We start from the raw sequence: 11,711 nt of genomic DNA, 5'->3' as shown, positions 1-11,711 counted from the left end.
CCGCAGGCTCAGCCCTCGTCGAGCGCCGTGGCGATGGCGGCGTAGCAGGCGTCCAGTTCCGCCGCCTCCATGCACAGGGGCGGCATCAGATACACCACGGAACCCAGGGGCCGCAGAAACACCCCGTGCTCCCGCACTCGCCGTGCCAGCTCCTTGCCGGCCGGATTGAAATAACTGGCCGGTTCGGCCCCCAGATCGAAGGCAGCGATGCCGCCCATAAGTCGCGGCCGCTTCACCTGCTGATGGGCCGCCAGCCGTTCAAGATGGGGGCGGTGGCGTTCTTCGATTCCCCGGTAGCGATCGGGGTTCTCCTCCAGCAGATCGAGGCTGGCCAGGGCGGCGACGCAGCCGAGCGGATTGCCGGTGAAGCTGTGGCCATGGAAGAAAGTGAGCTCCGGCTGATTCCCCACGAATCCCTCGAACAGCCCTTCGCGGGCCATGGTCACCCCCATCGGCAGGAAGCCACCGGTGAGGCCCTTGGAGAGGGCCATCAGGTCGGGCTGGATGCCTGCCCGCTGGCTGGCGAACAGGGCCCCGCAGCGGCCGAAGCCGGTGAGCACCTCATCGGCGATCAACAGGGCGCCGGCCTGCCGCACCCGCTGTTCCACGGCTTGCAGGAAGGCCGGCCGCACCATCGCCATGCCGCTGGCCCCCTGCACCAGCGGCTCGAGAATCACGGCGGCGGTCGGGGTTTCCAGCAGGCTGTCGAGCTGCTGCAGGGCCTCCTGCTCGCGGGCCTCCACCGTGGCGTCAGCCCACCAGGTGGCGGGCCAGGGGGCGCGGGCTACGTGGAACAGCAACGGCTCGAACGCTGCTGAGAAGGCGGAGCGTTCCCCCACCGCCATGGCCCCGAAGGTGTCGCCGTGGTAGGCCCCGCTGAAGGCGATCAGCTGGGAGCGCTGCTCACCGCGGTTGTGCCACCACTGCCAGGCGATCTTGAGGGCCACCTCCACGGCGGTGGAGCCGTTGTCTGAGAAGAAGAGGCGGTCCAGCCCCGTGACGGCGCTGAGCCGTTCGGCCAGCCGTTCGGCCGGGGGGTGGCGGAAATTGGCGAAGATCACCTGCTCGAGGGTGACGGCCTGGGTGGCGATCGCCGCGGCGATGCGCGGTTCGGCGTGACCGTGCAGGGTCACCCACCAGCTGCTGATCGCGTCGATCAGGCGACGACCATCCTCCAGTTCCAGCCAGACGCCTTTGCCGGCAACCACCCGCAGCGGTGGCTCGGCCGTGGCCACCTGAGTGGTGGGATGCCAGAGATTGGGATGCCAGGAAGAGCCAGGAGAGGCCACCGGATCCAGACACTCAGGGAGTTGGGTTCCGTTCATCCGGATCGGCATGGTGCGGCTGTGCTGCCAGGAATTCAAAGCACAACCGAATGGTGGTCCTCCTCATTCCCTGATGTCATGGCTGACTGGGATCCTCGACCGCTGGATGCGGATGTCTGCCTGGAAGAGGGAGGGACCCGTGGGATCAGCGGCAGACTTCCGAACTTTTTTCTCTGCTGGTGCTCAGGGGTCCGCAACTGAACCAGCGGACAGTCCGCACTTCAATGTCGGTGAAGAGCACCAGGATGGCTCCGCAAAGAACGGCGACGGCACCGCTGATCAAGAGGTGTTTCTTGCCCATTGGGCCAGCTTACGGGGCAGCTCGGAACGCTGCCACTGTCGTTGCAGGCCGCTGGCCTCCAGGGGGTCGAGCGGCGGCAGCTCCGCCAGTATCGGCACACCCCCCAGTTCTTCGAGGGTGCGGGGGTTGTCGGGATGGAGGGGGCCGTTCAGCACCAGCCCCAGCACCGGGATCCGCCTGGCCCGCAGGGCTTCGAGCGAGAGCAGAGTGTGGTTGAGGGTGCCCAGGCCGCTGCGGGCCACCAGCAGCACCGGCAGCCCCCAGCGTTGAACCTGCTCGATCTGCAGCCAGTCGCGGCGCAGCGGCACCAGCAGACCACCGGCGGTTTCCACGACCAGGGCTCCCGCGCCGGCGGGCAACCTGAGCCGCTCGGGGTCGATCGTGAGGCCCTGTCGCTCGGCGGCCCAATGGGGTGAGACCGGTGCCTGCAGCCGGTAGGCCTCGGGCAGAAGCCGTTCCGGGGGCAGATGCAGCAGATCCTGCACCCGGCCCCGATCCCCCTCGCCGTCCAGGCCGCTCTGCACCGGTTTCCAGTAGCGGGCCCCCAGGCCCTGCACCACCAGGGCACTCACCACCGTCTTGCCCACGTCGGTGTCGGTGCCGCAGATCACCAGGCCACTGCGGTTCTCTTCGGCGTCGTAGCTCGCTGTTTCGCTGGCCGTGCCTGGGTCGGTGCTGGATGGGTCGTGGCGGTGGATGGCGGGCATCGTGTTGACGAAGACAGCGTCACTGCGTGCAGAACCGCAGCAGCACGCGTGATTCTGCTCAGCGCCCCCCGTCAGCTGCCCTCGTCAGCTGCCCCCGGCAGTGGGGCGAGAGCCGAGCAGCAGCAACACCTCCCAAGAAAGACCGGGCTGCTTCCAGTGGCGCAGCAGCCGTCGCAGCTGCACCGGGGACAGTGGCGCGCTGCGGCTGGCTCCAGCGCCAAGGGTGCGCATCCGTCCCAGGGCCTCGCGCCCGTCGACGCACGGCCGCTGAAAGTGGAGCACCTGGGAGTGCCGCAGCACCAGTCCGCCACGCTTGGTCGCGGCGAACAGCTCCGCTGCGTTCGGCAGGATCAGGGCCGTGCAGGGCACGGCGGCGGCGGCGGCGGCGGCGCGCCATTGGGGAAAGCTGCCGCTGGTGGGCACCGCCAGGGCCAGCCAGCCGTCTGGCACGAGGCTGTGGCACCAGCTTTCCAGCTGCTCCGCCGGGTGCTCCAGCCACTGCAGCGCGAAGCTGGAGACCAGCAGGGCCGCCGGCTCTACCTCCGCTGGCAGCCCGCGCTCGAGATCCCAGCCCCGCTGCTCCTGGCCGTTGGCCAGTGGGTTGCGGGCCAGCAGTTCGGGGCAGAGATCGATCTGCTGCAGCCGGGGCGAGCCGTAAGACGAGGGCCATTGCTCCAGCAGGGCCCGGCTGAGCAGCCCGGTGCCGGCGCCGAGGTCTGCTCTGGGGCCTGGCGGCAGCGGCAGCTCGCGGCAGTGGTGTGCCAGCCGCCAAGCCACCGCGCGCTGCAGATGGGCCGCCTGGTCGTAGTCGCTGGCTCCACCGGCGAATCGCTGCCGCACCTGCGAGCCGAATCGCGTCGCCGCTGTCGTGCCGAAGGCCGCGGCATCCGTCATTCGGCAGACCCAGCCGGTACCGGCTCCGAGGCCGATGCACCGCTCCCCCCTGCCTGGCCCCACGGGCACAGCCTGGCCTCCAGCCAGCTGAACACCAACGGCACCACGTTGGTCTGCAGCAGGCTGTGGCCGGCGCCGGGCAGTACCTCCACCGCGGCTGTGGGAAGGGCGTCGCACAGCAGGGTCCGGGCGGCGGGCACCACGATCCGATCGGCCTCCGCCTCCACGATCAGCACCTGGGCCGCAGCGGGAAATCCGGTCGGCAGGCCGTCGCAGTGTTCCAGTCGTTCCAGGTCATCGAGCAGGCGCCGGCAGCCCGCGGGGGTGATCGGGTCGCTTTCCGGTCCGGGGGGCAGCAGGGCTGCATCAGCAGGATCGGCCGCTTGCTGCAGAAAGGCCGCGAGCATGCTCTGAACGGCACGCTCGCTGCTCTCCTTGCCACTGGTCAGGTGGGCCTGCAGCGGCGCCGCCATACCGGCCAGCCCCCGCTGCAGCCGCCGGCGATCGCGGCCCTCCGGCACGAAGCACCCGAAACTGGCCAGCAGCACCACCAGATCGGCGGCTGCCAGCACGGTCGCCGGCACCAGGTGGGGGCCGAGGGAGTGGCCGATCAGCACCCGGGGCCCGGCCGCGGCCGCGCCGCTTGTGATCCAGGTGGGTTGCAGTGGCGGTAGGGAGCCGTAGCCCCGTTCGCCGCTCTGCCATTGCCAGCCCCGCTGCTCCGCCAGCTGCCGCCAGGGTTCCCAGGCCCGGCTGTCGCCGCCCCAGCCGTGCATGGCGATCACCTGGAGGGTCATGGCGCAGGTGGTGAACCGAGGGCCGCCAGCAGGCGACGCAGGCTGCCCGACGGCAGATCCTCGCGCAGCACCAGGCGCAGCCGGGCCTGGCCTTCCGGCACCGTGGGCGGGCGGATCGCCACGCTCAGCAGGCCGGCGGCTTCAAGGCGGGCCTGGAGGTCGAGCGCTCCCTGGTCGTCTCCCACCAGCAGCGCCAGGATCGGGCCGTGGCCGGCGGGCCTGGGCCAGCCTGCAGCCGCAAGGCCATCGCGCCAACGCCGGGCCCGCTCCAGCAGCGCCGGGCCGGCCTCCTGGCCAGAGGCTTCCCGGTTCTTCAGGAGTTCCAGCGCGGCGAGCGCCCCCGCCGCCAGGGGCGGTGCCAGGGCTGTGGTGTAACGGAATCCGCCACTGCGCTGCAGCAGCCAGTCGCCCACTAGCTCATCGCTGGCGAGGAAGGCACCGCCCCCACCGAAGGCCTTGCCGAAGGTGCCGCTCACCAGGGTCACAGCGGGTAGTCCCCAGGCCAGGCCGCGCCCCCCCTGTCCCAGCACCCCCAGGGCATGGGCCTCATCCAGCAGCAGCAGGGCCCCGTGGCGCCCGCACAGCCGTGCCAGGGCCTCCACTGGCGGGCTGGTGCCCTCCATGCTGAACAGGCTTTCGCTCAGCACCAGCAGACGCCGCCCCGGATCGGCCTGGCGCGCCGCCAACAGACGCCTGTCAAGGTCGCGGAGATCGTTGTGGCGGAAGCGCTGCAGCCGGGCACCGCTGGCCTGCACGCCCACCAGCAGGGAGTGGTGAATCAGCCGATCGGCCAGCACCAGGCTGTGGCGATCCGCCAGGGCTGTCACCGCGGCGAGATTGGCCTGGAAGCCGCTTGGAAAGAGCAGCACCCGTTCCCGGCCGAGCCAGTGGGCCAGGGCCCGCTCCAGGGCTTCGTGAATGGGCCGGCTGCCGCAGACCAGCCGTGAGGAGCCGGCACCGAGGCCTTCCTCGTTCAGGCAGGCCGTTGCGGCCCGGGCCAGGGCCGGATGGCGCGCCAGGCCCAGGTAATCGTTGCTGGCCAGATCGAGCAGGGGGGTGCCGTTCGCGTGCGCGTCTTGCAAGGAGGCGGCGCTGCCGCCGGGCCGGAAGGTGCGGATCCGGCGGTGGCGTTCGGTCGGCAGGGCGGCCAGGCTGGCGATCAGCTGCTCACGCCAGTGGGGGGCTGTGCTGATCGGCTCGTGCACCGGCACTGGCTGCCGCATCCACCCACCCTAAGCAGCGCCAGGCTGTCGCCCGTTGTCCCCTGTTCTGATGCGGGGTCTTGCACTGGTGCTTCCAGTTCCGCTGAGCAGGATGGGCGGCAAGATTGATCTGCCGTCGATGGCCCCACCGCCTCAAGCAGCCCCGCGGCAACCTGCTGTGCCGCTCGCCGCCCTGCCGCCGCACCTGAGGCTGCTGGAACGGTTCACCCTGCTCTTTCCCGTCTGGACCCTGGCGGCGGCGCTGCTGTCGCTGCCGTTTCCGCAGCTGTTCACCTGGCTGAAGGGGCCGGCGATCGTCTGGGCCCTGGCGGTGATCATGCTGGGCATGGGGCTGGGGCTGCAGCTCGCGGATTTCCGGCGGGTGCTGGCCCGGCCGGCAGCGGCGGGCCTGGGGGTGCTCTCCCAGTACCTGGTGATGCCGTCTCTGGCGGCGCTGGTGGCCTGGGGGCTGCGGCTGGAGCCTGCCCTGGCGGTGGGCCTGATCCTGGTGGGCTGCTGTCCGGGCGGCACCGCCAGCAATGTGGTGACGCTGATCGGGCGCGGGGATGTGGCGCTCTCAGTGGTGATGACGACCCTCAGCACCCTGCTGGCGGTTGGACTCACCCCGCTGTTGACCAGCCTGCTGGCAGGCCGCTACGTGCCGGTGGATGGCTGGAAGCTGCTGCTGGATGTGCTGCAGGTGGTGCTGCTGCCGGTGGCCCTCGGGGTGGCCTTGAAACGCTGGACGCCCCGGGCGGCACGGCGGGTGGAGCCGCTCATGCCGCCGGTGGCGGTGGTGGCGATCGTGCTGATCGTCGCCAGCGTGGTGGGGAGCCAGCGCGACAACCTGCTGGCCCAGGGGCCGCTGCTGCTGCTGGCGGCGCTGCTGCTCCATGGCGGCGGATTCCTGCTGGGATACTGGATTCCTGCCCTGGCGGGCTATGGCAGCTGGGGCGCGGGCCTGGCGGTGCGCCGCACCGTGAGCATCGAGGTGGGGATGCAGAACTCGGGCCTGGCGGTGGTGCTGGCCCGCTCGGCCTTCACCAGCCCACTCACGGCCCTGCCCGGTGCGATCTCGGCTGTGGTGCACGCGGTGCTGGGCAGCCTGCTGGCCGCCTGGTGGCGTTCCCGCAGCGGATCCGGGCCAGCCCGCCCCTAGGATCCGCCCATGCCAAGCCCCGGCCAACGCGCTGATTCGCCCCAGGCTGGTCCCTCCCAGGATGGTCTTTCTCAGGCTGGTCACTCTCCGACAGTGCCCGCGCTGGACCAACTGTTTCCCTTTTCGCTCGATCCCTTCCAGCTCGAGGCGATTGATGCGCTGAATCAGGGGCATTCGGTGGTGGTGAGTGCCCCTACCGGTTCTGGCAAGACCCTGGTGGGTGAGTACGCCATCCACCGCGCCCTGGCCCATGGACAGAAGGTCTTTTACACCACGCCGCTCAAGGCCCTCTCCAATCAGAAACTGCGTGATTTCCGCCATCAGTTCGGGGCGGAGAAGGTGGGTCTGCTCACCGGCGATCTGAGCCTCAACCGCGAGGCCCAGATCGTCGTGATGACCACCGAGATTTTCCGCAACATGCTCTACGCGGAGATCGACCATCCCGACGACGACCCCCTGGCGGATGTCGAGGCGGTGGTGCTGGATGAGTGCCACTACATGAATGATTCCCAGCGCGGCACCGTCTGGGAGGAATCGATCATCCACTGCCCGCCGCCGATCCAGCTGGTGGCGCTCTCCGCCACGGTGGCCAATGCCGGCCAGCTCACCGACTGGATCGAGCGGGTGCACGGCCCCACCCGCCTGGTGCACAGCGACTTCCGGCCGGTGCCGCTGGCCTTCAGCTTCTGCAGCGCCAAGGGTCTCCACCCCTTGCTCAACGACGAAGGCACGGGACTGCACCCCAACTGCAAGGTCTGGCGGCCTCCCAAGACCACCCGCCGCAAGGGTCCCAAGCCGCCGCGGCCACCCCAGCCCGAGGCGCCGCCTCTGGCGTTCGTGGTGGCCCAGATGGCTGAGCGGGACATGCTGCCGGCGATCTACTTCATCTTCAGCCGGCGCGGCTGCGACAAGGGCGTGCGCGACATGGGCAGGCTCTGCCTGGTCACCCCTGAGGAACAGGCGCGGATTGCGGTGCGCCTTGAGGCTTACGTGGCCGCTACGCCGGAGGCGGTGCGGGAGGGGCACGACGAACCGCTGCTGCGGGGCATCGCCTCCCACCACGCCGGTGTGCTGCCGGCCTGGAAGGAGCTGATCGAGGATCTGTTCCAGCAGGGCCTGATCAAGGTGGTGTTTGCCACCGAAACCCTGGCGGCGGGCATCAACATGCCGGCCCGCACCACGGTGATCTCCTCGCTGTCCAAGCGCACCGAGCGGGGCCACCGCCCGCTGATGGGCAGCGAGTTCCTGCAGATGGCAGGCCGGGCTGGCCGGCGCGGCCTCGATGTGCAGGGCTATGTGGTGACGGTGCAGAGCCGCTTCGAGGGGGTGCGGGAAGCGGGGGCTCTGGCCACCAGCCCGGCCGATCCGCTGGTGAGCCAGTTCACGCCCAGCTACGGCATGGTGCTCAACCTGCTGCAGCGCTACGACCTGGCCAAGGCGCGGGAGCTGGTGGAACGCAGTTTCGGGCGGTATCTCGCCACCCTCGACCTGGCGGACGACGAGGCCCGCATTGCCGAACTGGGGGCCCAGCTCGCCTCCCTGGAGGCCGGCAGCGGCGATGTGCCCTGGGACGACTTCGAAGATTATGAGAAGCAGCGCGGCCGCCTGCGCGAGGAGCGCCGCCTGCTGCGGATCCTGCAGCACCAGGCCGAGGAGACCCTGGTGCACGAACTCACCCTGGCGCTGCAGTTCTCCAGCGAAGGCACCCTGGTGAGCCTGCGGGCGCCCCAGTTGCGGGGCCGGGTGACACCGGCGGTGATCGTGCGGAAGGTGCCCGGACCCGGCCAGTTCCCCCTGCTGCTCTGCCTCACCGATGAGAACCAGTGGCTGCTGCTCCCCTGCAATGCCGTGGTGAGCCTGCATGCCGAGCTCAGCTGCCTGCAGGTGAGCCAGCTGGATCCACCAGAGCTGCAGCATCAGGGTGAATTGCGCCATGGCGACCAGGCCAGCGGTGGTCTGGCCCTGGCGGTGGCTTCGATGGCCCGTCGCCACGACATGAGCACCCCCCAGTTCGACCTGGCCGGTGAGGTGCAGGAGCAGGCGCGGCTGGTGCAGCAGCTCGAGCAGGAGCTGGAGCTGCATCCGGCCCATCGCTGGGGCGACCGCAAGCGGCTCAAGCAGCACCATCGCCGCATGGAGGAGCTCGCGGTGGAGATCGAGGAGCGCCAGACGCTGCTGCATCACCGCTCCAACCGCCACTGGGATACGTTCCTGGCCCTGATCGACATCCTGCGCTTCTTCGGGGGGCTGGATGGAGCGGAGGGGCTGGAGCCCACGGAAGTGGGCCGCACCGTGGCGGCCCTGCGGGGCGACAACGAGCTCTGGTTGGGGCTCGCTCTGATGAGTGGCCATCTCGATGGGCTCGACCCCGCCGAGCTGGCCGCGGTGCTCGAGGCGATCTCCACGGAGGTGAATCGCCCCGATCTCTGGTGCGCCTTCCCTCCGCCACCGGCGGTGGAGGAAGCCCTGCACGACCTGCGCGGCCTGCGGCGGGAGCTGCAGCGCCAGCAGGAGCGCGGCAAGGTGGTGGTGCCGGTCTGGTGGGAGCCCGAACTCACGGGATTGGTGGAGGCCTGGGCCCGAGGGGCCAGCTGGACCGATGTGATCGCCAGCACCTCCCTCGATGAAGGCGACGTGGTGCGCATCCTGCGCCGCACGGTGGATCTGCTCGCCCAGATTCCCTATTGCGAGGCGATCAGCGAGCAGCTGCGCCGCAACTCCCGCCGTGCCCTGCAGGCGATCAACCGCTTCCCCGTCTGCGAAATCGAGGATCTGGTGGAACAGGCTGCCGCCCCGGCGGGATCTGGATCTGGGTCGGCGGTAGCAAGTGAGGCTGTGGTTGTGGCTCCTGGGGACAGCCCTACCCTCTAGTGTGCCGTCCCGGAGATCTGCGAGCAAAGTCGCTGGAGCTTCTCCAGGATTGAATCCGCTGTGGCCGTCCAGTTGAACGGCGCCTTGGTCTTGTTGTAGGCCGCCACGAATTGCTCGATCTTGGAGATCAACTCCTTGACGCTGGAGAAGCTGCCGCGTCGGATCGCCCGCTGGGTGATGATCCCAAACCAACGCTCCACCTGGTTGATCCAGGAGGCGTAGGTCGGTGTGTAGTGCACGTGGAAGCGGGGCCGCTGCGCCAGCCAGGCCCTCACCTTGGCGTGCTTGTGGGTGCAGTAGTTGTCGACGATCAAGTGGACATCAAGCTCCTCGGGGACCGACTTCTCGATCTGGCGCAGGAACCCCAGGAACTCCTGATGCCTATGGCGGGGCTTGCATTGGGTGATCACCTCGCCTGTTGCCACATCCAGAGCAGCGAACAGCGTGGTGGTGCCGTGGCGGATGTAGTCGTGGGTGACGCCCTCCACGTAACCCAGGCCCATGGGCAACAGCGGCTGGGTGCGGTCCAGTGCCTGGATCTGCGTCTTCTCGTCGACGCAGAGCACCATCGCCTTATCCGGAGGGTTCAGGTACAGGCCGACGATGTCGCGGACCTTCTCCACAAAGAACGGGTCGGTGGAGAGCTTGAACGACTTCTGCCGGTGGGGCTGGACCGAGAAAGTCTGCAGCCAGCGGTGAACGGTGGTTTTGGAGATGCCGGTGGCAGCCGCGAGGGAGCGCGCAGACCACTGGGTGCTGCCATCGGTGGGCTTGGTCTGCAGTGCCCGGTTGATCACCTCCGCCACCGTGTCGTCCTCGTAGGTGCGAGGCCTACCCGGCCGCAGCTCGTCATGCAGGCCCTCCAGGCCCAGCTCCCGGTACCGCTTGCGCCACTTGCCAACGGTCATCCCCGTCAGCCCCATCCGTTTGGCGATGGCGGTGTTGGTCTCGCCGGCACCGCAGGCCAGCACGATCTGAGCGCGCTGCACGATCGAATGCGGCAACGACCGGGAATTTGCAAGGGCCCGCAACTGCTGAACCTCGTCCTCGCTGAGGACCAGCGGAGGCATCGGACGACCAAGCGCCACAAGGCACCTCGGGTGACACTCTCGATTCTAGCTGTTATTTCCGGGACGGCACACTAGGAGACTGCTGAAAAACCCCGTCAAGGGCCATTCAACCCGGGAACGCCTGACTTCGAGCCCAGTGTTCACGGGCGCTGCGCCCAAAGGTCAGGCTCAAGGCATGACGGCCTCGGGGCTTTTTCAGCAAACTCCTAGTGTGCCGTCCCGGAGATTTGCGAACAAAGTCGCTGGAGCTTCTCCAGGATTGAGTCCGCCGTCGCGGTCCAGTTGAACGGGGCTCTGGTCTTGTTGTAGGCCGCCACGAACTGCTCGATCTTGGCGATCAGTTCTTTGACGCTCGAGAAGCTGCCCCGGCGGATCGCTCGCTGGGTGATGATCCCAAACCAACGCTCCACCTGGTTGAGCCAGGAGGCATACGTGGGCGTGTAGTGCACGTGGAAGCGGGGCCGCTGCGCCAGCCAGGACCTGACCTTGGCGTGCTTGTGGGTGCAGTAGTTGTCCACGATCAGGTGGATGTCCAGGTCATCGGGAACCGACGTCTCGATCTGCCGGAGAAATCCCAGGAACTCCTGGTGCCGGTGGCGGGGTTTGCACTGGGTGATCACCTCTCCGGTGGCCACGTCCAGGGCGGCGAACAGGGTGGTGGTGCCGTGGCGGATGTAGTCATGGGTCACCCCCTCCACGTAGCCCAGACCCATGGGCAGCAGCGGCTGGGTGCGGTCCAGGGCCTGGATCTGGGTCTTCTCGTCGACGCAGAGCACCATCGCCTTGTCGGGCGGATTCAGGTACAGGCCGACGATGTCCCGGACTTTCTCGACAAAGAACGGATCGGTCGAGAGCTTGAAGTGCTTCTGCCGGTGGGGCTGGACCGAGAAGGTCTGCAGCCAGCGGTGAACCGTGGTCTTGGAGATCCCAGTCGCTGCAGCCAAAGTCCGTGCGCTCCAGTGGGTGCTGCCATCGGGAGGCCTGGTCTGCAGAGCCCGGTTGATCACCTCGGCCACCTTGTCGTCCTCGTAGGTGCGGGGACGGCCGGGACGCAGTTCGTCATGCAGGCCCTCGATGCCCAGATCGATATAGCGCTGCCGCCATTTGCCCACGGTTGAGCCGCGGACCCCAAAGCGCTTCGCGACAGCGGTGTTGGTGTCACCAGCAGCGCAGGCCAGCACGATCTGGGCCCGATGAACGATCGAATGCGGCAAGGTTCTTGATCCAGCCAGGCTCTGGAGCTGGCTGGCCTCATCAGCCGAAAGCTCCAGAGGAGCCATGGGCCGACCGGTCGGCATGAAACGACCCCGCGAGGAGACACCCCCATATTTTACCGTGTATTTGCGGGACGGAACACTGGGGATCCTCTGGACAACCGCCTGCCG

Annotated in this window: 9 protein-coding genes; 2 read left to right on the top strand and 7 right to left on the bottom strand. The window is 68.6% G+C overall.

Features of this window, described 5'->3' with window-relative positions; all coding sequences use genetic code 11:
* Nucleotides 1–8 precede the first annotated feature (8 nt).
* The 5 genes from bioA to H8F24_RS01120 form a co-directional block, all read right to left on the bottom strand.
* A complete protein-coding gene (bioA, locus tag H8F24_RS01140; protein WP_197171899.1) occupies nt 9–1,325 on the bottom strand; it encodes an adenosylmethionine--8-amino-7-oxononanoate transaminase in 1,317 nt (438 codons plus the stop codon).
* Nucleotides 1,326–1,604: 279 nt separating this feature from the next.
* Nucleotides 1,605–2,333, bottom strand: coding sequence for a dethiobiotin synthase (bioD, locus tag H8F24_RS01135; RefSeq protein ID WP_197170612.1), 729 nt, complete (start codon nt 2,331–2,333; stop codon nt 1,605–1,607).
* A gap of 84 nt (nt 2,334–2,417) precedes the next feature.
* On the bottom strand, nt 2,418–3,227 hold the full coding sequence (locus H8F24_RS01130; RefSeq protein ID WP_197170611.1) for a methyltransferase domain-containing protein: 810 nt from the start codon (nt 3,225–3,227) through the stop codon (nt 2,418–2,420).
* Entirely contained in the window at nt 3,224–4,024 is an 801-nt protein-coding gene (locus tag H8F24_RS01125) for an alpha/beta fold hydrolase (protein ID WP_197170610.1), read from the bottom strand. The genes H8F24_RS01130 and H8F24_RS01125 overlap by 4 nt, the downstream gene beginning before the upstream one ends.
* Complete coding sequence (locus tag H8F24_RS01120; RefSeq protein WP_197156866.1) at nt 4,021–5,247, bottom strand: aminotransferase class I/II-fold pyridoxal phosphate-dependent enzyme; 1,227 nt, start codon at nt 5,245–5,247, stop codon at nt 4,021–4,023. The genes H8F24_RS01125 and H8F24_RS01120 overlap by 4 nt, the downstream gene beginning before the upstream one ends.
* Before the next feature lie 49 nt (nt 5,248–5,296).
* On the opposite strand from H8F24_RS01120, the gene H8F24_RS01115 reads away from it, so the two are divergent.
* On the top strand, nt 5,297–6,385 hold the full coding sequence (locus H8F24_RS01115; protein ID WP_231598009.1) for a bile acid:sodium symporter family protein: 1,089 nt from the start codon (nt 5,297–5,299) through the stop codon (nt 6,383–6,385).
* A gap of 9 nt (nt 6,386–6,394) precedes the next feature.
* Nucleotides 6,395–9,256: an RNA helicase gene (locus H8F24_RS01110; RefSeq protein ID WP_197156864.1), complete on the top strand. Its 2,862-nt coding sequence runs from the start codon at nt 6,395–6,397 to the stop codon at nt 9,254–9,256.
* Here H8F24_RS01110 and H8F24_RS01105 read toward each other — a convergent pair.
* Nucleotides 9,253–10,344, bottom strand: a complete 1,092-nt coding sequence (locus H8F24_RS01105) for an IS630 family transposase (RefSeq protein WP_197169690.1) — start codon at nt 10,342–10,344, stop codon at nt 9,253–9,255. The two genes, H8F24_RS01110 and H8F24_RS01105, sit on opposite strands and share 4 nt — an antisense overlap.
* A gap of 188 nt (nt 10,345–10,532) precedes the next feature.
* A complete protein-coding gene (locus tag H8F24_RS01100; RefSeq protein ID WP_197170609.1) occupies nt 10,533–11,624 on the bottom strand; it encodes an IS630 family transposase in 1,092 nt (363 codons plus the stop codon).
* Nucleotides 11,625–11,711: the final 87 nt, after the last annotated feature.

Source organism: Synechococcus sp. CBW1002, from assembly GCF_015840915.1.
Classification (GTDB): Bacteria; Cyanobacteriota; Cyanobacteriia; order PCC-6307; family Cyanobiaceae; genus CBW1002.
The sequence above is the reverse complement of the archived record's forward strand: the minus strand, read 5'-3'. Positions and strand labels throughout refer to the sequence as shown.